The following is a 21,059-nucleotide window of genomic DNA, read 5'->3' as shown; positions in this document are numbered from 1 at the left end:
GGGGTCAGGCGGCGTCGAGGAGGGCGTCGAACGCGGCGGGCAGGTGCTTCCAGCCCTGGCGTCCCGATCCGTACTCCACGTCCGTCAGGAGGCACGAGTCGAGGAGCTGTTCGAGCCCGTCCCGGTCGAGGCCGGGGGACGTGAAGACGAGGTGCTGGCAGCAGTCGCCGTGGTCGGGGTGCCAGTCCAGTGCGGCGGCCGCCCTGCGTACGGGAGGGACCATGTCCCAGGCCGCGTCGGGCAGTGACGCCAGCCAGGGGCCGACGCTCTCCACGCACAGCGCCCCGCCCGCCGCGTCCCACGCGAGCAGCGTGTCGGGGCGGTCGGCGAGCCAGAAGCGGCCGCGGCTGCGGGCGGCGGCGCAGCAGAGGTCTTCGAGTGCCCGGTAGAGGCGCTCGGGATGGAACGGCCGGCGGCGGCGCCAGACGAAGGTGGCGACGCCCGCCTCGTCGGCGTCCTGGGGCAGCAGCGCGCACGCCGGGTGCTGCGCCGCCGCGGCGGCCTCGATGTCGACGCCGGCGAACGCGGCGCGGGCGAGTTCGGCGGACGCGACGGGTACCTGCCGTGCGGTGGGGTGCAGTTGGGCGAGGAGGGCGTGGTCCTCCTCGTCGGCCTCCTCGCTGTCGACGACGGCGAGGACGGGGGCGTACTCCAGTTGGCGGGCCCAGGTGTCTCCGACGGTCCGCCGGTCGGTGGGGGCGGCCGCGAGGCCGGTCTCGGCGAGGTCGTCGCCGTTGGCGAGGTAGGGCAGGACGAGCGCGGGGTCCACGGCGGTGATCACGCCCGTGAGGGCCAGTCGGTCGCCGCCGTGTCCGGCGACGACCTCCGCCATGGCCTTCGGTTCGACCGAGTCCCAGAGTTCGACGACGGCGAGGCGGGTGAGGCCGCCGTCCGCCATCCGCCGCAGCTCGGGGACCAGGTCCTCGCGCAGTGCGCAGCACGCGCAGTCGTTGACCAGGGGGGTCTCACCCCGGGAGAGGGTGCCTGAGGCGTCGCGGATCACACGGAGCACGGTGCCGCCGGGTGCCTCGGACAGGTCGTGGTGCAGGGCCACGCTCCCCGGCACGGTGGACAGGAGGCGTTCGACGACCTGGGTGCGGGCGTCGGCGTGGAGGCCGGCGACGATCACCACGGGGAGCTGGGTGGTGGGCTTCATGGCAGGGCCTTTCATGGTCGGACGGGTCCCCACTATATGGCAATGGTTTTCATTTCCAAGATGGCGGGGTGGGTACGTGCCGGCAGCCGCCGAAGGCGTACGAGCGCGGCCTGCTCCGCCCGGAGGGCCGAGCCCGACCCGAGCCGCGCCGGTGACGCTCGGCCGCCCGGTCCTCGGCAGCGTCGACGGGCTCCGGTGGCGCCGAACGAGTGGACTCGCCGGAAGGCGCCCGGGGTGGGGAGCCGCCCCGGCCGCGTGCCGGTGGTGATGTTGCCGTCCGTGCCCGTGACCAGGAAGAGGCGTCCCGACATGCGACGTACCCACCAGCGCAGACTGCTCGCCGCGACGCTGCTCGCGGCGTCCGTGCTGACCTCGACGGCGGTCGCCCCCGCCGCCCCCGTACACGCCGTGGGCGTCGACCGTCAGGGCTCGGACGACTGCCGGCCCGGCAGCCTCGGTCAGGGCCTCACGGCGAAGCTCGACAAGACGATCGAGGACGTCCGGAAGCAGGCACGCATCCCCGGTGTCGTGGTCGGACTGTGGATGCCGGGCAAGGGGTGCTACGTCCGGGCGACCGGCGTCGCCGACACCGCCACCCGCAAGCCAATGCCCGTCGACACCTACGTCCGGATCGGCAGCGAGACCAAGACCTTCACCGTCACCGCGCTGCTCCAGCTCGTCGACGACGGCAGGATCCGTCTCGACGACCCGATCTCCGACTACGTCCGCGGCGTGCCCGACGGGAACAGGATCACGCTGCGCCACCTCGCCGGGATGCGCAGCGGCCTCTTCCCGTACACCTCCGATCCGGACTTCGTCCGCGACCTGCAGACCCAGCCCGAACGCGCCTTCACCCCCTGGGAGATGCTCTCGTACGGCTACCGGCACCCCAACACCTTCGCGCCGGGTACGGCGTTCCAGTACTCCAACTCCAACCTCGTCCTGCTCGGCCTGGTGATCGAGAAGGTCACCGGTCAGCGTCTCGCCGACGTCATCCACCAGCGGGTGCTCCGGCCCGCGCACCTGCGCCACACGCTGTTCCCGAAGGGGGCGGAGTTCCCCGAACCGCACGCCCGCGGCTACACCGACCAGACGCTGAGCGGCGCGGTCACCGACGTCACGGACTGGAACCCGAGCTGGGCCTGGGCGGCCGGGGCGATGATCTCGAACCTGCAGGACCTGCGGCGCTGGGCGAAGGTCGTCGCCACCGGCGAACTGCTCAGCCCCGCGACCCAGGCGCAGCGGCTCCGGACGCTGCCGACCGGATTCCCCGGCACCAGCTACGGCCTCGGGATCTTCGACGCCAACGGATGGATCGGCCACAACGGGTCCATCCCCGGGTACGAGACCGTGACGGTCTACCTGCCGTCGCAGAAGGCCACCCTGGTCATCATGATCAACACGGATGTCGACAGCCAGGGCCGGGAGCCGTCCACGCTGCTCGCCAAGGCGATCACGGCGGTCGCCACCCCGGGCAACGTCTACGACGGCGCGGTGGCGCCGCGCTGATCGCGGCGGAGCGGCGGGAGCCGCGAAGAGGGTGACATGAGAAAGGGCAAGGGGAGCACTCACCTCTTGCCACTCTCAACTTATAGCGCACAGGGGGGCTTGCGGCAAGGCCCTGGTGGTACCGCAGAATCGCTGGTCTCAGCCAGCCCCTGCAGAAATGAGTCCCCCTCCGTGCGTGTGCTTTCGTCGGTGGACCGGTCGTACGACACCAGCGCGTTCGACCTTCCCGACCGTCTCTCCCCCAAGGCCGACCCGGCGCTGATCGCCGGCGACGAGCGGCACTTCGCGGCCGTCGCGGAGACCCTGAGGGAGTCGATCGCCGAACTGTCCGGCCGTCTCGACGCGGCGCGGAAGGCGCCCGGCGGCGGCGGCCGGGAGGCGATGGACCGGGACGCCGAGATCCACCGGCTGACCGCCCGGCTGCGCACCCTGCGCCGCTTCGGCCTCGACCTGTGCCTCGGGCGGGTCGTCGGAGCGGACGGCTCCGAGCCCGTGTACGTCGGGCGTCTCGGCCTGACCGACAGCGCGGGTCGCCGGCTGCTCATCGACTGGCGTTCCCCCGCCGCCGAACCCTTCTTCGCGGCCACCCACGCCCACCCGATGGGGCTGGCGAGCCGCCGCAGGTACCGCTGGAACAACGGCCGGATCGGTGACTACTGGGACGAGGTGTTCACCGCCGACGGGCCCGACGAGCACGCGGCCCTGGACGACCAGTCCGCGTTCATCGCCGGCCTCGGCGGCAGCCGGTCGCCCCGGATGCGTGACGTGCTCGCCACCATCCAGGCCGACCAGGACGCCATCATCCGGGCCGGCTCGCGCGGCACCCTCGTCGTCGACGGTGGGCCGGGCACCGGCAAGACCGTGGTCGCGCTGCACCGCTCCGCCCACCTCCTCTACGCGGACCCGCGCCTCGGGCACCGCCGGGGCGGCGTGCTGTTCGTCGGCCCGCACCAGCCCTATCTGGCGTACGTCGCCGACGTCCTGCCCAGCCTCGGCGAGGAGGGGGTACAGACCTGCACCGTGCGGGACCTCGTCGCCGAGGGGGCGCGGGCGGCCGTCGAGCGCGACCCGGAGGTGGCCCTCCTGAAGTCGTCCGCGGACATGGTGCGGGCGATCGAGACGGCCGTCAGGTTCTACGAGGAGCCGCCCGCCCAGGGGATGACCGTGTCGACCGACTGGGCCGACGTCCGGGTGAGCGCGGCCGACTGGGCCGAGGCGTTCGACGCCCCGGAGGCCGGTACCCCGCACAACGAGGCGCGGGAGCAGATCTGGGAGGAGCTGGGCACGATCCTGCTCGCCAAGCTCGACGGCGAGGTCCCCGAGGACCAGTTCCGCAGGGCGCTGCGGCAGGACGAGGACCTGGCCGACGCCCTGCACGGCGCCTGGCCGTTGCTGGAGGCGGCCGACCTCGTCGGAGACCTGTGGTCGGTCCCCGCGTACCTGCGGAAGTGCGCTCCCCGGCTGGGCCGCGAGGAGGTCCGGAAGCTGCAGCGCGAGGACGCCCAGGCGTGGACGGTGTCCGATCTGCCGCTCCTGGACGCGGCGCGGCAGCGGCTCGGCGATCCGGAGGCGGCCCGGCGCAAGCGCCGTCACCAGGCCACGGTCGCCGCCGAACGCGCGCGGATGGCCGACGTCATCGACAACGTCCTCGCGGCCGACGCCGACGGTGAGGGCGCGGTGACCATGCTGCGCGGGCAGGACCTGAAGGACAGCCTCGTCGACGAGGCCGCGCTGCCCGGTGCCGAGCCCGACCTGCTCGCCGGACCGTTCGCGCACATCGTCGTGGACGAGGCGCAGGAGCTGACGGACGCCGAGTGGCAGATGCTGCTGCAGCGCTGCCCGTCCCGGAGCTTCACCGTCGTCGGGGACCGCGCCCAGGCCAGGAACGGCTTCACCGAGTCGTGGCGGGAACGCCTTGAACGGGTCGGGCTCGAGCGGGTCACCGTGGCGTCCCTGAGCATCAACTACCGGACGCCGGAGGAGGTCATGGCGGAGGCCGAGCCGGCCATCCGGGCCGCGCTCCCGGACGCGAACGTGCCGACGTCCGTCCGCGCCGCCGGCATCCCGGTCGTCCACGGATCGGTGGACGACCTCGACGCGGTCCTCGACGACTGGCTCGCCGCCCACGCCGAGGGGACGGCCTGTGTCATCGGCGCCCCCCGGTTCCGGCCGGTGGACGACCGGGTCCGGTCGCTGACGCCTTCGCTGTCGAAGGGCCTGGAGTTCGACCTGGTCGTCCTGGTCGATCCGGAGGCCTTCGGCGAGGGGATCGAGGGGGCGGTCGACCGCTACGTCGCCATGACCCGTGCGACCCGCCAACTCGTCGTCCTCACGAGTTCGTGACGGCGCGCCACGGCCGATCCTGCGATGAGATGACGTATCGATGGGTTCATGACTCACACATGCGAGCCCATCACGGCACCCGTTCTCGGTGACCCGGACGTTCTCGGTGACGCGGTCGTTCCCGGTGACCCGGTCGTTTCCGGTGATCCGGTCGTTCCCCGTGGGGAGTGCCCCGAAGTCGCGTCGCTCGTCGCGCCGTATCTGCGCATCATCCGGTCCGCGCTTCCCCCGGTGGAGGCGGAGCGGTTCCTTGTGCGTGCCCTGGACGCGCACGAGGAGGAGCGGCGCCGGGCGGGCGCGCTCCAGCTCGGGTTCAGCGCGTACCTCTGGGACGGTCTGGGCGACAGCTGGGGCGGGTCCCTGGCGCACGCCTCCGCCTGGGAGGCCATGCAGGCGATCCGTCACCTCGTCCGCAAGGCGCCCACGGCGGACCTCTCCGCGTACCTGCGGCTGGGGATCCGGCTCGTCCGCGAGCCAGGCGCGGGCGCTCCGGCGCGTACGCCGGTGCCGGTGGGCGCCTGACGCGCCGGGCGGGCGCGGGGGGCCGCCCCCGGCCTCGCCCATCCGCACGGCGCCCGCTCTCAGCCTGCGGGCTGCCGGATCCAGTCGTCCTCGCCGGGGTCCGCGCCCTCGGCGAGGGCCGCGAGGCGGTCGACGTAGTGCTGCCATCCCTCGGCGTGGGCCTCGCAGGCCTCGGTGGAGGGGAGCCCGCTGTGGATCAGCCGGAGCAGCGTTCCGTCCGGGGTGGGCCGGAGCGTGAGCTCGATGGTGCTGGAGCCGGGCGGGACGGGCGTCGGGCCGGTGCCCCAGGCCCCACCGGAGCCGGGCGGGACGGGCGTCGGGCCGGTCTCCCAGCCCCAGCTGAAGACGAGGCGTCCCGGTGGGTCGACGGTGATGAAGCGGCCGGCGGCGACGCCGTCGCCGGTGACCCGGGTGCGGTAGGAGCCGCCGGGCTCGAAGGAGAACGTGCCGTCGACGCCCATCCAGGACAGCCATCTCTCGCGGTCGGTGAGGTACCGGAAGACGGCCTCCGGGCCGGCGCCGATGCGCCGCTCCAGGGTGACCGTGTCCATGGGGGTCGGCGGGATCGGGGGATGCGCGGGAGTCGTCATGAGGGCTTCTCGCTTCGTTCGGCCACGTCGGCGAGCCGGGCCGGAGGCGGCGAACCGCTGGGGCCCGTCCTTGCGCAGCGTAACCAGAGGGGCGTCGGGCAGCACCTCGGGCGCAGGGCGTCGACTCCCACTCCCGGCGGCGGGGACGACGGGGGCCCGACGGCCGGTCGCACCCGGGTCCCGGTCGTCGTCCCGGGGGCACGCGCGCGTAGCGTGAGGCTGTCGGCTCCGTCGTCCCTCACCACTGGAGATCCGCCTGTGTCCAGCGCCGCCCCGACCCGTACCGCTGTCGTGGAGTCCCTCATGGACCGCTTCCCGGGAGTCCCTCCGGAGGCCGTGTTCAAGGAGGACCTGCTGCGCGGCGGCCTCGCCTTCGATCCGTCCGCGCTGAGCGGCAACGAGGACGGCGAGGTGAAGCCGAAGTCGTACTTCATCTTCTCCTTCGACCACCGCACGCTGCCGGAGCTGGGCGAGGCGGCGCTGAACCGTCCGCCGGAGGAGATCGTCCTCACCGGCGGACCCTACGGTCTGCGCCGCACGGTGGTGTCGGTACGGGTCAACCCCTCGTCCCCGTACCGGGTGGCGCCGGCCCCCGACGGGGCGCTCGCGCTGTTCCTCGACGGGGTCCGGATCGCCGACGTGGGGCTGCCGCCGATGCCGGAGTACTACCGGCACCCGCTGTCGAACGGCAAGTCCGTGATGGAGGTCGCGCCGACCATCCAGTGGGGTTATCTGATCTACCTGACGGTCTTCCGGGTCTGCCAGTACTTCGGCGCCAAGGAGGAGTGCCAGTACTGCGACATCAACCACAACTGGCGCCAGCACAAGGCGGCGGGCCGCCCGTACACGGGGGTGAAGCCGGTCGACGAGGTCCTGGAGGCCCTGGAGATCATCGACCGCCACGACACGGCCCGTACGTCGACGGCGTACACCCTGACCGGCGGGGCGGTCACCTCCCAGGTGGGCGGGAAGGACGAGGCGGACTTCTACGGGCAGTACGCGCGCGCGATCGAGGAGCGCTTCCCTGGCCGCTGGATCGGCAAGGTCGTCGCCCAGGCCCTGCCGAAGGAGGACGTGCGGCGCTTCCACGACTACGGCATCCGGATCTACCACCCGAACTACGAGGTGTGGGACCGTCGGCTCTTCGAGCTGTACTGCCCCGGCAAGGAGCGGTACATCGGCCGGGACGAGTGGCACCGCAGGATCCTGGACTCCGCGGAGGTCTTCGGGCCGCGCAACGTCATCCCGAACTTCGTCGCCGGGGTCGAGATGGCCCGCCCCTCCGGCTTCCTGACCGTGGACGAGGCGATCGCCTCCACCCGGGAGGGCCTGCGGTTCTTCATGTCGCGCGGGATCACCCCCCGCTTCACCACGTGGTGCCCGGAGCCGACGACACCGCTGGGCCGCGAGAACCCGGACGGCGCGCCGCTGGAGTACCATCTGCGCCTCCTTGAGGCGTACACGGCGACGCTGGAGGAGTACGGGCTGTCGGCGCCGCCCGGGTACGGACCGGCGGGCCCGGGGCGCGCGGTGTTCTCGGTCAGCTCGTTCATGGACGCACTGCCTCCGGCTCCGGGCGAGTGACCCGGCCGAGGGGCGTCAGACGCGCAGTTCCCTCGCCTCGAAGCGGCCTTCGCCCAGGACGAGGACGAAGGACACCTGCTGCCCCTCGGAGAGCGAGCGCTCCTCCCCCTCGATGTCCGCGGCGCTGAAGTAGACCTGTTCGTCGGAGCCGACGGGAACGACGAAGCCGTACCCGCCGGTGCGGTTGAAGGAGTGCACGAACCCGGTGCTCCTGCTGTCCATGGCGGGCCTCCTCGCCGTCACGGGCGGCGCGGTCGAGGGGCTGGGCCCCGGCTCCGGCCGCATCCGCGTCTCAGGGGACTTCTACCCCGTACGGCCACGGTTCGCCCGTCGGACGACGCCGGCCGGAGGCGGCCCGGCCTGGTGTGCGCGTCACTCCCCGCGCCTCGTACAATATTCAACAGAGGCCTGGTGTCGGGGATCCCCCGTGTCCGACACCGGGCCTCGCCATGCTCTCGGCGCCCTCCCACGCACACGCCGAGACGCGGGAAGGTGTCACGGCGCCCCGCCGTTCCCGTGAGCACCCGGCCGGGGGTGGTGTCGGGGCGCGCCCGCGCGGTGGCCCTGCCGGTGCTCGGCGCCCACCTCTGCGGCACCTTCGCGGTGCTCGCCCTCACCCCGTCGCCGGCGTTCGCGCATGCCAACCCGCTGCTGCTCACGCTGGTGGGCGAGTTCGTGGTCAAGAACGTGGGTGCTGCTCGCGGGCGTGGTGGTGGTGACGACCCGCCCGAGCCGCCCGGCCCGCCCGAGCCGCCCGGCCCGCCCGAGCCGCCCGGGCGAGTCCCGGGATCTGTCCGGTAGGTCCTGAGACACGGCGTTTCGGCCGGACGTCGCCGGGCAGCAGCACCTCGTGCCACCGGCGGCGACCGGGGCGCGTACCGAGCGGCGTCAGGGAGAGGACCATGAGCCACCACGACAGGCACGGCAGCGAGCAGGACCGGCACGAACCCCCGCGGACCACACCGTCCGGGGCCGAGGGCGAGAGCGGCGACGCCGAGGCACGGCGCCAGGCGGAGGAGGCGACGCGGGACCAGGGGGACTCCCCGGCGGAGGACGCCCACGGCAGCACCGCCAAGCGGCAGAGCCCCGGCATCGGCCGCGAGGAGCAGCGGGAGCAGCATCCGTGAGTATCCGCCGCGATTCCGGGAAGTCGCACGACTACCAGACCGACCAGGAGGTGCCGGATGTCCGCCGGTAAGAAGGCGAAGCACGCCGCGGAGACCGCCAAGGGCAAGGCCAAGGAGGCCACTGGCAGGGCCGTGGGCAACGAGAGCATGCAGAGGGAAGGCCGCGCCGAGCAGATCAAGGGTGACGCGAAGCAGACGGCGGAGAAGGCAAAGGACACGCTCAAGCACTAGGACGCGCGGGGGACGCCCCCCGCGCCTGCAGTGCCGCGACGCGGACGGCCGGTGGACCGGGTCACCCCGGTCCACCGGCCGTCTTCGCATTCCCGCCGGGATCCTCACCCCTCCCCTGCGGGCGGGCTTCCACCAGCCCGCGCCACATCCACACGGCGAGCCCGCGGGCGAGGGGGCCGGTGACCCGACCGGCGGTGGACCGTGAGGTTTTCGGATTCACCGATCGCTCCAGAAGGAGTGGAGCGGTGCTTCACGCGTCCGTGAGAAGGGTCCGGTACCAGGAGGCGTGGTCGGCGAAGCCCTCGCCGAAGCCCGGTCCCGGATCGCAGCCGAAATCCCGCCAGGGGCGGTCGTCGGCGAACCAGTGGTCGGTGGCGAGCATGTCCAGATGGTGCTGGGCGAAGGGCAGTTCGGCGAGCAGCGCGCGGGCCGTGGGGATGTCCACCGCCGGCCCCCGGGTCTTCCCCGTCCCGAGGGTGAGCAGGTCTTCGGCGGCCGCGAGCAGTTCCCTGACCGCTACCGGCTCGGGATGGTCGACGTAGTACGGGCCCGCCTGGGTCCGGGGCGAGAGCGCCGCGCCGAGCAGGACGCGCGCCAGACTGTCCACGTCGATGAGCGAGTGCAGTGACGTTCCCCCGTCGAGGGGTCCCGGCAGGGCGGCGAGCAGCCGGACCAGGCCGGGCATCAGCTGCCGGTCGCCGGTGCCGTAGACGAGGTGCGGTCGCAGTACGGTTCCGCCGGCGTCCATGACGTGCCGCTCGCCCGCCGCCCTGGTGCGGCTCGTCGCGGAGACCGGGGCGAGGGGCAGGGTGCCGGGGGCGGCGGCGCGGAAGGGGCCACGGCCGTGGACGGAGGCGGTGCTCAGGGCGACGATCCGACCCACTCCGGCGCGTACGGCCGCGTCGACCAGGGCCCGGGTGCCCTCGTCGTTGACGGCGTGGGCCAGTTCCGCGTCCCCGCCGATCGCCGATGCGCAGTGGATCAGGATGTCGACCCCCTCACAGGCGCGGCGCAGGGACACGGGGTCGCGGAGGTCGCCGAGCACGGTCTCGAACGACGCTCCCGGCCCGAGGTCCGGCGGGCGGCGGGTGAGCAGACGTACGGGCGACGCGGGCTCGGGAGCCGAAGCCGTCAACCCGGTCGACGTGGCCGACACCGACGCCGCTGGGGCCGATGCCGCTTGTGCCGTGGCCGCTGGGGCCGTGGCCGTCGCCGCCGTGGCCGTACCCGTGGCCGCGGCCGCCACTCGGCCGCCGATGAATCCGGTCGCGCCGGTGATCAGAATGCGGGGGCCCATCGTTCCGATCCCGTTCAGCCCGCCAGCCGGGAGCCGAGGCCGCCTCCGGCCACCGTCAGTTCCCGGGACGGAGAGGTGAGCATGCAGTGGAAGACGGGGTGGCCGTCCTGTCGGCCCGCGACGCGGACGGTGGTCGTCGAGGGGTCGAGCCCGGGGACGACCTCGGTCTCGATCCAGCAGGGGCTGTCGAGTTCGGCGTACCGGTAGAAGGAGACGTCCATGGCGGTGGGCAGGTACGCGCCGCCGCCGGTCGTCATCGCCGCCGCCTGCCGGGCGGCTTCGAGGAGGACCATCCCGGGCACGTGGTCGTTCGGCCTCCGGAAGAGAGTGCTGTGCGCGGTGTTGATCCGCAGCTGCCACTGGCCGGGGCGGGTCCCGGGGCCCAGGACGACGTCCTTGGCGTGCCGGCGGCCGACCTGGTGCGGGGCCACCTCCGGGATCAGCGGGACGGGGCGTCCCAGCGCGGCCATCCGCTCGCCGCGGATCCTGCGGTACGCCATCGCGGAGGTGCAGCGCGCCTGGGCCTTTCCGGTGCCGAGGAACCGGCCGTCACGGGTGAGCACCAGGGTGCTGCGGAGGTCGCGGAGGCGGCCGCCGCGGCTGCTGAGGTCGGAACAGATGACGTCGACGGTGATGTCGGAGGAGAGTCCGTCGACGGTGAGCGCCTCGGGATCGGCGTCGTAGGACAGGCCCCACATGACGAACTGATCGTCCAGAGGTACCCCGAACTCGGCGTGGGCTATAAGCATGGTGGTCTGGCGTATCGTCTCGGCCACCAGTACGGGGTCGTGCCGGCCCTCTGCCACCGGAGAGAAGAAGGGATGTGCGGCAGGCCAGTGCGCGGAGACGGAGAAGCGATTCTCCCGCAGCCGGGTCCAACCCGTGGGGATGATGTCCGCGGGATCGGCTCGGTGAACGAACTCCCCGGGGACGCGTGTTGTCGCTCCTCGACAATTCTGATCCATGGATTCCCCTTGCGTCCCCGCGCCCCTGGACGGTGTATCCGCCCGGCTTAGAATACGTACAGCCCGGTTTTCTTTTCAATGCTTCACGTGACACGTCGAGCACAGACAGCGAGTCAGCAGGAGGCGCCTTGGCGCAGCAAGCGCGTGCAATTCGAACCCGTCGGGTGATCCTCGAATCGGCCGCGACGGTGTTCGCGGAGCGCGGCTACGAGCGGACGACCATCGGCGAGATCCTCGTGCGTGCCGGGGTGACCAAGGGGGCTCTGTATTTCCACTTTGCTTCCAAGGAAGATCTTGCTCTCGGTGTGCTCGACGCCCAGATGCTGGACGTTCCTCTGGCGCCGCAGGCCGTGAAGCTCCAGGAGCTGGCGGACCAGGCCTTTCTGCTGACCCACCGGCTGCAGCGGGACGCGCTGGTGCGCGCGAGCGTCGCCCTGGCGCTGGACAGCGGCGCCACCGGCGTCGACCGCGCCGCTCCTTTCCGGGCATGGATCGACCAGGTGTCGGAGATCCTCATGGTCGCCAAGGCGCGGGGGGAACTCCTTGTCCATGTGGATGTGACGGACACCGCCGAACTCTTCTCGGGAGCCTTCTCCGGCATCCAGGCGATGTCCCAGATTCTTTGCGATCGCAATGATCTGGCTCATAGGGTCTCCGTGCTGCTCCAGCACTTCCTGCCGAGCATCTGCACTCCGGCCCTGTTGTCCCGTCTCGACATGACCGAGGGCCGCGCCCGGGAACTCGGCGAGGCCTACGACGCGAGCCGGCGCCGCAGGGAAGAAGGAAACCTCGCGGACACCCGAACATAACGAAACCGACCGAACGGTCTTGAGAGCGCCCCGACGTGGACCCGCGTCGGGGCGCTCTGGCGTCGTGGCACTGAGTGTGTTTTGCTGAGGGTACTCAGTGCCACAAGCGTCTAGGGGAGCTCCACATCATGGGCAAGGACTTCGACCTGTATCGGCCTTCCGAGGAGCACGACATGCTCCGGGAGTCGGTCCGTGCGCTGGCGGAGGCGAAGATCGTGCCGTTCGCCGCGGCGGTGGACGAGGAGGGCCGGTTCCCTCAGGAGGCGCTGGACGCGCTGGTCGCCAACGACCTGCACGCCGTGCACGTCCCCGAGACCTACGGCGGCGCCGGTGCGGACGCCCTCGCCACGGTGATCGTCATCGAGGAGGTCGCGCGCGCGTGCGGCAGCTCCTCGCTGATCCCCGCGGTCAACAAGCTGGGCTCGCTGCCGGTGATCCTGTCCGGCTCGGAGGAGCTCAAGCACAAGTACCTCGGCCCCCTGGCCAAGGGCGACGCGATGTTCTCCTACGCCCTGTCCGAGCCCGACGCGGGCTCGGACGCGGCCGGGATGAAGACCCGCGCGGTCCGCGACGGCGACTTCTGGGTCCTCAACGGTGTGAAGCGGTGGATCACCAACGCCGGCGTCTCCGAGTACTACACGGTGATGGCCGTCACCGACCCCGACAAGCGGTCCAAGGGCATCAGCGCCTTCGTCGTGGAGAAGTCCGACGAGGGCGTCTCCTTCGGTGCGCCGGAGAGGAAGCTCGGCATCAAGGGCTCCCCGACCCGCGAGGTCTACCTCGACAACGTCCGCATCCCCGCCGATCGCATGATCGGCGCCGAGGGCACCGGCTTCGCCACCGCGATGAAGACCCTCGACCACACCCGTATCACCATCGCCGCCCAGGCCATCGGTATCGCCCAGGGCGCCCTGGACTACGCCAAGGGCTACGTGCAGGAGCGCAAGCAGTTCGGCAAGCCGATCGCCGACTTCCAGGGCGTTCAGTTCATGCTGGCCGACATGGCCATGAAGCTCGAGGCCGCCCGCCAGCTCACCTACGCCGCCGCGGCCAAGAGCGAGCGCGTGGACGGCGACCTGACCTTCTTCGGCGCCGCCGCCAAGTGCTTCGCCTCCGATGTCGCGATGGAGGTCACCACCGACGCCGTCCAGCTCCTCGGCGGCTACGGCTACACCCGCGACTACCCCGTCGAGCGCATGATGCGTGACGCCAAGATCACCCAGATCTACGAAGGCACCAACCAGGTCCAGCGCATCGTCATGGCCCGCAACCTCCCGTAACCCCCCGCCCGTTGAAAGGAGACAGGCCGTGACCCTGAAGATCGCTGTCTGTGTGAAGTACGTTCCCGACGCGACCGGCGACCGCGGTTTCGCCGACGACCTGACGACCGACCGTGAGGCCGTGGACGGGCTGCTCTCGGAGCTCGACGAGTACGCGGTCGAGCAGGCGCTCCGCATCTCGGAGGAGGCCGACGACGCCGAGGTCACCGTCGTCACCGTGGGTCCGGACGACGCCAAGGACGCCCTCCGCAAGGCGCTGTCGATGGGCGCCGACAAGGCCGTCCACGTCAACGACGAGGACATCCACGGCTCCGACGTGATCGCCACCTCCGCGATTCTGGCCAAGGCCCTGGAGAAGACCGGCTTCGACCTGGTCGTCTGCGGCATGGCCTCGACCGACGGCACGATGGGCGTGCTTCCCGCGCTGCTCGCCGAGCGGCTGTCGCTCCCCCAGGTGACGCTGCTCTCGGAGCTCTCCGTGGCGGACGGTCTGGTGAAGGGCCGCCGCGACGGCGACGCCGCCACCGAACTCCTGGAGGCCCCGCTGCCGGCCGTCGTCTCGGTCACCGACCAGTCCGGCGAGGCCCGTTACCCCTCCTTCAAGGGGATCATGGCCGCCAAGAAGAAGCCGGTCCAGGAGCTGGACCTGGACGACCTGGACATCGACGCCGACGAGGTGGGTCTGGCCGGGGCCTGGACCCTGGTCGACGCGGTGGCCGCGCGCCCGGCCCGTACGCAGGGCACGATCGTCACGGACGAGGGCGACGGCGGCAAGCAGCTCGCCGCCTTCCTCGCGACCCAGAAGTTCATCTGACTGCCCGTCAGCCACACCCGCACAGGAGCAACGAATCATGGCTGAGATCCTGGTTCTCGTGGACCACGCCGACGGGGCGGTCCGCAAGCCGGCCCTCGAACTGCTGACCCTGGCCCGCCGCGTCGGCGAGCCCTCGGCGGTCGTCCTCGGCGCCGGCGAGGCCGCGGCCTCCATCGCCGCCACCGTCGGCGAGTACGGCGCGGCGACCGTGTACGTCGCGGACGGCGCCGAGTTCGCCGAGCAGCTGGTCGTGCCGAAGGTGGACGCGCTCACCCAGCTCGCCAAGGAGAAGGGGGCCGCCGCCGTCCTGGTGACCTCCTCGGGTGAGGGCAAGGAGATCGCGGCCCGCGTCGCGCTCCGCCTCGGCTCCGGTCTGATCACCGACGCCGTGGAGCTGGAGGCCGGGGAGGACCGCCCGGTCGCCACCCAGTCCGTCTTCGCCGCCTCGTACCAGGTGAGGTCGCGGGTCTCGCACGGCGTGCCGGTCATCACCGTCAAGCCGAACTCCGCCGCCCCGGAGGCCGCTCCGGCCGCCGGTACGGTGGAGGAGGTCACCGTCGCCTTCACCGGCAACGCGGCGAAGGTCGTCTCGCGCACCCCGCGCGTCTCCACCGGCCGCCCCGAGCTGACCGAGTCCGCGATCGTGGTCTCCGGCGGCCGTGGTGTCGGCGCGGCGGAGGGCTTCGCGGTCGTCGAGAAGCTGGCCGACTCGCTCGGCGCGGCTGTCGGCGCCTCCCGCGCCGCCGTGGACGCCGGCTGGTACCCGCACGCCAACCAGGTCGGCCAGACCGGCAAGCAGGTCTCGCCGCAGCTGTACGTCGCGGCGGGCATCTCGGGCGCCATCCAGCACCGGGCCGGCATGCAGACGTCGAAGACGATCGTCGCGGTCAACAAGGACGCGGAGGCCCCGATCTTCGACCTGGTGGACTACGGCGTGGTCGGTGACCTCTTCCAGGTGCTGCCCCAGCTGACGGACGAGATCGGCGCCCGCTGACGGTTCCTCTCCCCCGACGAGCAGAAAGGGGCGGGTGGGTGGCACTCTGTGCCACCCACCCGCCCCTTTCGTGTGCCCTCCCCGGGCCCCCGGGTCAGATCCAGCCGTCGAGCGGGACTTCCTCGCAGAGCCGGACGACCGGCCTGCGACCGGTCACGCCGACCCCCGACGAGACCTTGACCCGGACGCCGGGGCGCACCGCGTGCAGCGGCCCGTCGACGCGGCAGCGGACCACGAAGCCCTCCGCCATGTGCACCGGCCAGAGGTCGGCATCGGCCGCGGCGACCCCGCGCCGTACGGAGATCACGCCTTCACCCTCGCTGAGTTCCGGGGTGAGATCCGTCGACCCGCAGGTCGGACAGAGCAGTCGCTGGAACGTCGTGGTGTGGCACCAGCGGCAGCGCTGGAAGTAGAGCTCGACGTCGGGGGCCGACTCCTCCGCGGCCCGGACGGCGGTCCCGCTCCTCATTCCCGTGTGGAACACGATGCCTTCTCCTCGCACTCGGCGGCTCGACCGTGCATGGAGCAAAGATATGGCACTGAGTGCCATCAAATAAAGACCTGAGTTCCCTGAATCGGAGATACCGAGAACCCCGGCGGCCACCGTCGGTTCACCTCAGTCATCGCCGAGGCTCGACTCGACCTCGCGCACCACGCGCCACATGGGGGTGGACCGCTTGGTGATCACCACCACGACGTCCTCATTCTCCTCGGCCGGCGCGTCCACGACCGCGTCCGGGCTCCAGGTGGCGCGGACGAACTCCAGGGCGCGGTCGACCTCCGCGAGCGGGTCGCCCTCTCCTCCCGAGCGCAGCCAGTGCCGCAGGGCGTGGTTGTGGGCGGCGACCACGGCCGCGGCGGCCACGTTGGCGCGCAGGGTGCCGTCCCTGCGGTCGGCCCAGCGGGTGCGCAGATAGTCCCCGAGGGTCCTCTCGTACCGCCAGACGACCGAGACCTCGTACGTGCGGAGCCCGGTCACCTCCCGGGTGAGCCGGTAGCGCTGGACGGAGAAGGTGGGGTTCTCGGCGTACATCCGCATGACGAGCCGGGCGGCGCCGCAGACGCGGACCATGGGGTCGTCGGCGTCGGCGCTCGCCGCGAGGAAGCGGGTCATGTCGGCGAGGCACTGCTCGTGGTCGGGGAAGACCACGTCCTCCTTCGACGGGAAGTACCGGAAGAAGGACCTGCGGCCGACGCCCGCGAGGGTGACGATGTCGTCGACCGTGGTCTGCTCGTAGCCCCGCTCCAGGAAGAGCTGGAAGGCCGCGGCGATGAGGGAGTCCCGCATCGCTGGCTTCGTGGAGTTCGTCGACGCTGTTCCCATGAGCCGAACCTAACATCGGGAACGCCCTCACGCGGCACTGGATGCCGGAAAAATCCGGCACCCAGTGCTCTGTCGAGGGTACGGAGGCTCAGCGGGCGCCCGGACGCCGGTTCAGCGGGCGGCCATGCGGAGCGCTCCGTCCATCCGGATCGTCTCGCCGTTGAGGTAGTCGTGCTCGGCGACCATCGTCACGAGACGGGCGTACTCCTCCGGGCGCGCGAGGCGCTGCGGGAAGGTGACGCTCGCGGCGAGACCGGCCCTGACGTCCTCGCCGAACCCGGCCATCATCGGGGTGTCGACGATGCCGGGGGCGAGGGTGACGACCCGGATGCCGAACTGCGCCAGGTCCCGGGCGGCGGTGACGGTCATGCCCGCGACGCCGGCCTTGGAGGCGGCGTAGGCGATCTGTCCGATCTGGCCCTCGAAGGCGGCGATCGAGGCGGTGTTGACGACCAGGCCGCGCTGCCCGTGCTCGTCGGGCTCGTGCCGGGCGATGGCCTCGGCGGCGAGCCGCATCACGTTGAACGTGCCGAGCAGGTTGACCTCGAGCACGGCCCGGAACAGGTCGAGGTCGTGCGGTCCCCTGCGGCCCAGGACGCGGGCGGAGGGGGCGATGCCGGCGCAGTTCACGGCGAGGCGCAGTTCGGCGCCGTCGGCGTCGATCGCGGCGAGGGCCGCGCGGACCTGCTGCTCGTCGGTGACGTCGGCGGCGAGCAGCCGGACGCCCGCGGGCAGCGGTCCGGCGGCGGCCACGGCCTTGTCCAGGTCGAGGCCGTAGACGGTGGCGCCCCGTGCGGCGAGCGCCGCCGCGGTGGCGGCTCCGAGGCCGGAGGCGGCACCGGTGACGAGAGCGGCGGAGCCGGCGATGTCCATGGAACTCCTCGTTCGTGTGCGGGTGCGACCCTGCCGCTCCCGGGGTTGTCGTTCTGCTTCCGCGCTACTTCGGCGCGTGGGCGAGCCCACGGCTGATGACGAGACGCTGGATCTGGTTGGTGCCCTCGAAGATCTGGGTGATCTTGGCTTCGCGCATGTAGCGCTCGACCGGGAAGTCCCTGGTGTAGCCGTAGCCGCCGAGGACCTGGACGGCGTCCGTCGTGACCTTCATCGCCGTGTCGGTGGCGATGAGCTTGGCCGCGCTGGCCTGGCGGCTGAAGGGGCGGCCGAGGTCGCGGCGCCGGGCCGCGTCCAGGTAGGTGGCGCGGGCCGCGTCGACGGCGGCGGCCATGTCGGCGAGGAGGAACCCGAGGCCCTGGTGGTCGACGATCCGGCGGCCGAAGGTGGTCCGCTCGTTCGCGTAGGCGACGGCGGCGTCGAGGGCGGCCTGGGCGAGGCCCGTGGCGCAGGCGGCGATGCCGAGGCGGCCGCTGTCGAGAGCGCTGAACGCGATCTGGAGGCCCTGGCCCTCCTTCCCCACGAGCCGGTCGGCGTCGAGGAGGGCGCCGTCCCAGTAGGCGGAGGTGGTGGGGACGGCCTGGAGGCCCATCTTCCGCTCGGGTGCGCCGAAGCTCAGCCCCTCGGTGGCGCCGGGGGCGAGGAAGCAGGAGATGCCGTGGCTGCCGGGTGCGGTACGGGCGAAGAGCGCGTAGAACCCGGCCTTGCCGCCGTGGGTGATCCACGCCTTGGTGCCGGTGATGCGGTAGCCGCTGCCGTCCTCCTGACGCTCGGCCTTGCAGGTGAGTGCGGCGGCGTCGGAGCCGGCCTGCGGCTCGGAGAGGCTGTAACCGCCGATGCTGCGGCCCTCCAGCATCGCGGGCAGCCAGCGTTCCTTCTGCTCGGTGGTGCCGAAGGTGTGCAGCGGGTGGCAGGCGAGGGTGTGGACGCTGGTGGCGACGGCGACGGCGGCCCAGCGGGCGGCGAGCTCCTCCAGGACCTGGAGGTAGACCTCGTACGGCTGGCCTCCGCCGCCGTACTCCTCGGGGTACGCGAGGCCGAGGAGGCCTGCCTCGCCCAGGGTGGCGAAGAGCCCTTCCGGATAGGTCTCGGTGGCCTCGTGCTCGTCCACGCGCGGAGAGAGCTCCTTGTCGGCGATCTCCCGGGTGAGGGCGATGAGGTCCGCTGCCTCGGGGGTGGGAAGCAGGCGGTCGACATCCATGGCGACTCCAGCGGCGCGCAAAGTGGTACTGGGGCGGGTACTGCAGTACCGCTCAGCGTAGCGCAGAAGGATGCCGCCGTAACCCCCGGAAAGTCCGGCCTGGAATACTGGCCGGGTGATCGAGACCTCAGCCGCCGACGCCCCGAAGCTCACCGGCCGCGGCGCGGCGCGGCGCGCCGCCCTCTTCGAGGAGCTCGTCGCCCTCCTCGTCGGCGAGGGCTTCGCCCGGCTGACCCTCGACGATCTCGCCGGGCGCCTGCGCTGCTCGAAGCGGACCCTGTACGGCCTCGCCGGCAGCAAGGAACAACTGGTCCGGGCGGCCGTCGTGCACTTCTTCCGACGCGCCACCGCCCGCGTGGAGGCGGTCCTCGCCGCCGAGGCCGACCCGGCCGAGCGGCTCGCGGCCTATCTGCGGGCGGTCTCGGCCGAGCTGGCGCCGGTCTCGCCCCAGTTCTTCGACGACGTGGCCGCCTTCGAACCGGCGGCGGAGGTGTACGAGCGCAACACGCGCGCGGCCGCCGGCCGGGTCCAGCAGCTCATCGAGGAGGGCGTGCGGGCCGGAGTCTTCCGCGAGGTCCACGTGACCTTCGCGGCCGACGTCATCTCCTCCGTGATGGTCCGCATCCAGCGCCGCCAGGTCGCCGCGGCGACGGGCCTCGCCGACGCGGAGGCGTACGAGGAACTGGCGGAACTGCTCCTCAGTGGACTGCGCAAGGGCTGAGCGCCCCGACGGACGGTCCGTGGCCTGTTTCCGTCTCCATTCCCTCACTCTGCGCAGTCATGGCACTACTGTGTGCGGCGTCACCGACCACCCCACCCAGGGAGACCTCCGCGTGGAGCGCAGTCGTACCGTCCCGAGGATCCGCGCCGTACTCGCCGCCATGGGCGTCACCGCCGTCCTCACCGTCACCCCCGCGGCGCAGGCCGCGCCCACCGAGAAGCCCGCCGCCGCTCCCCCGGCGCCCTGCACCGGGGAGTTCCAGGGCGACAAGCGGCTCGGGCCGAAGCACCTGCCGAAGAAGTGGCAGGAGCCGGTGGGGCCGCTGCTCGACCGCTACCACCGGACCGGGAGGCTCTCCTCGGCCGACTTCCTCAAGAAGTACTGGGAGGGCCCCGCCGACACCGGCAGCTGGAAGTACCCGCCGAACGACGGCTTCGGCGAGGTCAACGGCACCGTCGACAAGGCGCCCGAGCTGCTGACGGAGGGCGAGCGCCTGGACCGCTTCGGCTCCGAGTACGGCTCCTACCTGGCCCCGGCCGGTGACGCCTACCCGAAGCGGGCGCTGCCCCCGCAGAACCTCAACACCCGCGACGCCGCCTTCCCCTGCGACTACCACCTGTACGAGGTGACGCGGTCGTTCGTGGTCTGGGAGGGCTCCATCGCCCCCTGGTTCGAGCAGCCGGGCGGCGGCCGCCAGATCAAGCTGGACCCGGCCTTCCTCGACCCGGGCGAGGGGCAGCGGCTCAGCGTCAAGTGGCTGCTCGACAACGGCTACCTGGTACGCGTCCCCGCGTGACCGACCGCCATGCGCTGGGACGGGCACTCCGGGAGGCCGGGGTGCCCGACGCGTACTACTGGATCGAGGGCGTCCACGAGCCGGCGCCCACCCCGCCGGACTTCGTCTATCTGCGGACGGGGCCGGACGGGGACGGCTGGGAGACCGGGGTGTACGAGCGGGGCGGGTACGAGCCGATCGCCACGCACCCCACGGAGTCGGCGGCCTGCGCCCACCTGCGGAGTCTGCTGGGGAGCTGAGACGAGGGCCGCTTTCACGACCTGAACGCGCACCCCCCTTATTTCACGATATGAGTTAAAGCCCAAGTGAAGAGAGCGCACCGGACCCGGGAAAGGTATGTTGCGTTCAGGACTACTTCACCAGGGGGCCCAAGTGACCATGCGGAACGGCCGCACCGTGCGTGACCTGCGGCGCGAGAACCGCACCGCCGTCCTCCAGTGCCTCTACTTCGACGGACCGCTGAGCCGCTTCTCGCTCGGGCCCGCGACCGGCCTCAGCTCGGGTTCGGTGAGCAACGTGGTCGCCGAACTCGTGACGGAGGGCCTGGTCGAAGAGGCCGGCAGTGTCGACTCGGCCGGCGGCCGCCCCCGTACCCTGCTCCGTGTCACCCCGGGCAGCGGCTTCATGATCGGCGTCGATGTCGGCGAGACCCGCGTGAGGATCGAGCTGTTCGACCTCATGCTCACCGAACTCGCGCGCGCGGAAAGGCCCTTGGCGGTCGACAGCCCCCATCCGCACGAGCGGTACGAGGTGGGGGTGGTCGTCGACCATGTCCGTGAGGGGATCGCGGAGGTGCTGCGTATCGCGGAGGTGCCGGCCGGCCGGCTGCTGGGTGTGGGGGTGGGGGTTCCGGGCATTGTGGCCCGTGATGCCGGTGAGGGTGCGGTGGTGCACGGGCAGACGAT

General features: G+C 71.9%; 23 protein-coding genes and 1 pseudogene. 15 read left to right on the top strand and 9 right to left on the bottom strand.

Annotated elements, in window-relative coordinates:
* Positions 1-4: 4 nt before the first annotated feature.
* A complete protein-coding gene (locus tag ABZ567_RS10230; RefSeq protein ID WP_360786588.1) occupies positions 5-1,156 on the bottom strand; it encodes a GTP-binding protein in 1,152 nt (383 codons plus the stop codon).
* 309 nt (positions 1,157-1,465) lie between these two features.
* Between ABZ567_RS10230 and ABZ567_RS10225 the strand changes: the two genes are divergently transcribed.
* The 3 genes from ABZ567_RS10225 to ABZ567_RS10215 all read left to right on the top strand — a co-directional run bounded on the left by ABZ567_RS10225 (position 1,466) and on the right by ABZ567_RS10215 (position 5,530).
* A complete protein-coding gene (locus ABZ567_RS10225) occupies positions 1,466-2,665 on the top strand; it encodes a serine hydrolase domain-containing protein (protein WP_360786586.1) in 1,200 nt (399 codons plus the stop codon).
* A 171-nt stretch (positions 2,666-2,836) separates the two neighbouring features.
* Positions 2,837-5,008 carry an RNA polymerase recycling motor ATPase HelR gene (gene helR / locus ABZ567_RS10220; RefSeq protein ID WP_360786584.1) on the top strand — a complete coding sequence of 724 codons (2,172 nt, stop codon included), beginning with the start codon at positions 2,837-2,839 and terminating at the stop codon, positions 5,006-5,008.
* 48 nt (positions 5,009-5,056) lie between these two features.
* Positions 5,057-5,530 (top strand): hypothetical protein, encoded by a 474-nt coding sequence (locus ABZ567_RS10215; protein ID WP_360786582.1) that lies wholly within the window; start codon positions 5,057-5,059, stop codon positions 5,528-5,530.
* A 59-nt stretch (positions 5,531-5,589) separates the two neighbouring features.
* Here ABZ567_RS10215 and ABZ567_RS10210 read toward each other — a convergent pair whose 3' ends face one another.
* On the bottom strand, positions 5,590-6,120 hold the full coding sequence (locus tag ABZ567_RS10210) for an SRPBCC domain-containing protein (RefSeq protein ID WP_360786580.1): 531 nt from the start codon (positions 6,118-6,120) through the stop codon (positions 5,590-5,592).
* Positions 6,121-6,423: 303 nt separating this feature from the next.
* On the opposite strand from ABZ567_RS10210, the gene ABZ567_RS10205 reads away from it, so the two are divergent.
* Positions 6,424-7,704 (top strand): radical SAM protein, encoded by a 1,281-nt coding sequence (locus tag ABZ567_RS10205; protein WP_360787571.1) that lies wholly within the window; start codon positions 6,424-6,426, stop codon positions 7,702-7,704.
* Between the two features lie 15 nt (positions 7,705-7,719).
* Here ABZ567_RS10205 and ABZ567_RS10200 read toward each other — a convergent pair whose 3' ends face one another.
* Positions 7,720-7,926, bottom strand: a complete 207-nt coding sequence (locus ABZ567_RS10200) for a cold shock domain-containing protein (RefSeq protein WP_360786578.1) — start codon at positions 7,924-7,926, stop codon at positions 7,720-7,722.
* Between the two features lie 294 nt (positions 7,927-8,220).
* Between ABZ567_RS10200 and ABZ567_RS10195 the strand changes: the two genes are divergently transcribed.
* From ABZ567_RS10195 to ABZ567_RS10185, 3 genes are all read left to right on the top strand, one after another.
* Positions 8,221-8,505: a hypothetical protein gene (locus ABZ567_RS10195; protein ID WP_360786576.1), complete on the top strand. Its 285-nt coding sequence runs from the start codon at positions 8,221-8,223 to the stop codon at positions 8,503-8,505.
* A 101-nt stretch (positions 8,506-8,606) separates the two neighbouring features.
* A complete protein-coding gene (locus tag ABZ567_RS10190; RefSeq protein ID WP_360786575.1) occupies positions 8,607-8,831 on the top strand; it encodes a hypothetical protein in 225 nt (74 codons plus the stop codon).
* Positions 8,832-8,888: 57 nt separating this feature from the next.
* On the top strand, positions 8,889-9,062 hold the full coding sequence (locus tag ABZ567_RS10185) for a CsbD family protein (RefSeq protein ID WP_360786573.1): 174 nt from the start codon (positions 8,889-8,891) through the stop codon (positions 9,060-9,062).
* Positions 9,063-9,312: 250 nt separating this feature from the next.
* Here the strand turns inward: ABZ567_RS10185 and ABZ567_RS10180 are convergent, their stop codons facing one another.
* Both ABZ567_RS10180 and ABZ567_RS10175 read right to left on the bottom strand, forming a co-directional pair.
* Positions 9,313-10,359 (bottom strand): NAD-dependent epimerase/dehydratase family protein, encoded by a 1,047-nt coding sequence (locus ABZ567_RS10180; RefSeq protein WP_360786571.1) that lies wholly within the window; start codon positions 10,357-10,359, stop codon positions 9,313-9,315.
* A gap of 14 nt (positions 10,360-10,373) precedes the next feature.
* Complete coding sequence (locus ABZ567_RS10175) at positions 10,374-11,324, bottom strand: ScbA/BarX family gamma-butyrolactone biosynthesis protein (RefSeq protein ID WP_360786570.1); 951 nt, start codon at positions 11,322-11,324, stop codon at positions 10,374-10,376.
* 128 nt (positions 11,325-11,452) lie between these two features.
* Here ABZ567_RS10175 and ABZ567_RS10170 point away from each other — a divergent pair, with 128 nt between their 5' ends.
* From ABZ567_RS10170 to ABZ567_RS10155, 4 genes are all read left to right on the top strand, one after another.
* Positions 11,453-12,133: a ScbR family autoregulator-binding transcription factor gene (locus ABZ567_RS10170; RefSeq protein WP_360786568.1), complete on the top strand. Its 681-nt coding sequence runs from the start codon at positions 11,453-11,455 to the stop codon at positions 12,131-12,133.
* A gap of 128 nt (positions 12,134-12,261) precedes the next feature.
* A complete protein-coding gene (locus ABZ567_RS10165; protein WP_360786566.1) occupies positions 12,262-13,413 on the top strand; it encodes an acyl-CoA dehydrogenase family protein in 1,152 nt (383 codons plus the stop codon).
* Positions 13,414-13,441: 28 nt separating this feature from the next.
* Positions 13,442-14,227, top strand: a complete 786-nt coding sequence (locus ABZ567_RS10160) for an electron transfer flavoprotein subunit beta/FixA family protein (protein ID WP_360786564.1) — start codon at positions 13,442-13,444, stop codon at positions 14,225-14,227.
* Between the two features lie 37 nt (positions 14,228-14,264).
* Positions 14,265-15,221 (top strand): electron transfer flavoprotein subunit alpha/FixB family protein, encoded by a 957-nt coding sequence (locus ABZ567_RS10155; RefSeq protein ID WP_360786562.1) that lies wholly within the window; start codon positions 14,265-14,267, stop codon positions 15,219-15,221.
* Between the two features lie 94 nt (positions 15,222-15,315).
* On the opposite strand, the gene ABZ567_RS10150 is transcribed toward ABZ567_RS10155, so the two are convergent.
* The 4 genes from ABZ567_RS10150 to ABZ567_RS10135 all read right to left on the bottom strand — a co-directional run bounded on the left by ABZ567_RS10150 (position 15,316) and on the right by ABZ567_RS10135 (position 18,637).
* Positions 15,316-15,705, bottom strand: coding sequence for a zinc ribbon domain-containing protein (locus ABZ567_RS10150; RefSeq protein WP_360786560.1), 390 nt, complete (start codon positions 15,703-15,705; stop codon positions 15,316-15,318).
* Positions 15,706-15,837: 132 nt separating this feature from the next.
* On the bottom strand, positions 15,838-16,545 hold the full coding sequence (locus ABZ567_RS10145; RefSeq protein ID WP_360786558.1) for a TetR family transcriptional regulator: 708 nt from the start codon (positions 16,543-16,545) through the stop codon (positions 15,838-15,840).
* Between the two features lie 111 nt (positions 16,546-16,656).
* Positions 16,657-17,418, bottom strand: a complete 762-nt coding sequence (locus ABZ567_RS10140) for an SDR family NAD(P)-dependent oxidoreductase (RefSeq protein WP_360786556.1) — start codon at positions 17,416-17,418, stop codon at positions 16,657-16,659.
* A 64-nt stretch (positions 17,419-17,482) separates the two neighbouring features.
* Positions 17,483-18,637: an acyl-CoA dehydrogenase family protein gene (locus ABZ567_RS10135; protein ID WP_360786554.1), complete on the bottom strand. Its 1,155-nt coding sequence runs from the start codon at positions 18,635-18,637 to the stop codon at positions 17,483-17,485.
* A 115-nt stretch (positions 18,638-18,752) separates the two neighbouring features.
* Between ABZ567_RS10135 and ABZ567_RS10130 the strand changes: the two genes are divergently transcribed.
* The 4 genes and pseudogenes from ABZ567_RS10130 to ABZ567_RS10115 all read left to right on the top strand — a co-directional run.
* Positions 18,753-19,358 (top strand): TetR/AcrR family transcriptional regulator, encoded by a 606-nt coding sequence (locus ABZ567_RS10130; RefSeq protein WP_360786553.1) that lies wholly within the window; start codon positions 18,753-18,755, stop codon positions 19,356-19,358.
* Between the two features lie 160 nt (positions 19,359-19,518).
* Positions 19,519-20,154 (top strand): TNT domain-containing protein, encoded by a 636-nt coding sequence (locus tag ABZ567_RS10125; RefSeq protein WP_360787568.1) that lies wholly within the window; start codon positions 19,519-19,521, stop codon positions 20,152-20,154.
* Complete coding sequence (locus tag ABZ567_RS10120) at positions 20,151-20,393, top strand: hypothetical protein (protein WP_360786551.1); 243 nt, start codon at positions 20,151-20,153, stop codon at positions 20,391-20,393. The genes ABZ567_RS10125 and ABZ567_RS10120 overlap by 4 nt, the downstream gene beginning before the upstream one ends.
* A 133-nt stretch (positions 20,394-20,526) precedes the next feature.
* Positions 20,527-21,059, top strand: a pseudogene (locus ABZ567_RS10115) (sugar kinase); the annotation flags it as partial.

The organism is Streptomyces sp. NPDC016459 (assembly GCF_040632845.1).
GTDB lineage: Bacteria > Actinomycetota > Actinomycetes > Streptomycetales > Streptomycetaceae > Streptomyces.
This window is presented reverse-complemented; position numbering and strand designations above follow the sequence as displayed.

Excerpts from the sequence above, each read along its gene's own strand:
- ABZ567_RS10230 (WP_360786588.1), bottom strand. The coding sequence starts at position 1,156 with ATGAAGCCCACCACCCAGCTCCCCGTGGTGATCGTCGCCGGCCTCCAC.
- ABZ567_RS10225 (WP_360786586.1), top strand. The coding sequence starts at position 1,466 with ATGCGACGTACCCACCAGCGCAGACTGCTCGCCGCGACGCTGCTCGCG.
- ABZ567_RS10215 (WP_360786582.1), top strand. The coding sequence starts at position 5,057 with ATGACTCACACATGCGAGCCCATCACGGCACCCGTTCTCGGTGACCCG.
- ABZ567_RS10210 (WP_360786580.1), bottom strand. The coding sequence starts at position 6,120 with ATGACGACTCCCGCGCATCCCCCGATCCCGCCGACCCCCATGGACACG.
- ABZ567_RS10205 (WP_360787571.1), top strand. The coding sequence starts at position 6,424 with ATGGACCGCTTCCCGGGAGTCCCTCCGGAGGCCGTGTTCAAGGAGGAC.
- ABZ567_RS10200 (WP_360786578.1), bottom strand. The coding sequence starts at position 7,926 with ATGGACAGCAGGAGCACCGGGTTCGTGCACTCCTTCAACCGCACCGGC.
- ABZ567_RS10190 (WP_360786575.1), top strand. The coding sequence starts at position 8,607 with ATGAGCCACCACGACAGGCACGGCAGCGAGCAGGACCGGCACGAACCC.
- ABZ567_RS10185 (WP_360786573.1), top strand. The coding sequence starts at position 8,889 with ATGTCCGCCGGTAAGAAGGCGAAGCACGCCGCGGAGACCGCCAAGGGC.
- ABZ567_RS10180 (WP_360786571.1), bottom strand. The coding sequence starts at position 10,359 with ATGGGCCCCCGCATTCTGATCACCGGCGCGACCGGATTCATCGGCGGC.
- ABZ567_RS10175 (WP_360786570.1), bottom strand. The coding sequence starts at position 11,324 with ATGGATCAGAATTGTCGAGGAGCGACAACACGCGTCCCCGGGGAGTTC.
- ABZ567_RS10165 (WP_360786566.1), top strand. The coding sequence starts at position 12,262 with ATGGGCAAGGACTTCGACCTGTATCGGCCTTCCGAGGAGCACGACATG.
- ABZ567_RS10155 (WP_360786562.1), top strand. The coding sequence starts at position 14,265 with ATGGCTGAGATCCTGGTTCTCGTGGACCACGCCGACGGGGCGGTCCGC.
- ABZ567_RS10145 (WP_360786558.1), bottom strand. The coding sequence starts at position 16,545 with ATGGGAACAGCGTCGACGAACTCCACGAAGCCAGCGATGCGGGACTCC.
- ABZ567_RS10140 (WP_360786556.1), bottom strand. The coding sequence starts at position 17,418 with ATGGACATCGCCGGCTCCGCCGCTCTCGTCACCGGTGCCGCCTCCGGC.
- ABZ567_RS10135 (WP_360786554.1), bottom strand. The coding sequence starts at position 18,637 with ATGGATGTCGACCGCCTGCTTCCCACCCCCGAGGCAGCGGACCTCATC.
- ABZ567_RS10125 (WP_360787568.1), top strand. The coding sequence starts at position 19,519 with ATGGGCGTCACCGCCGTCCTCACCGTCACCCCCGCGGCGCAGGCCGCG.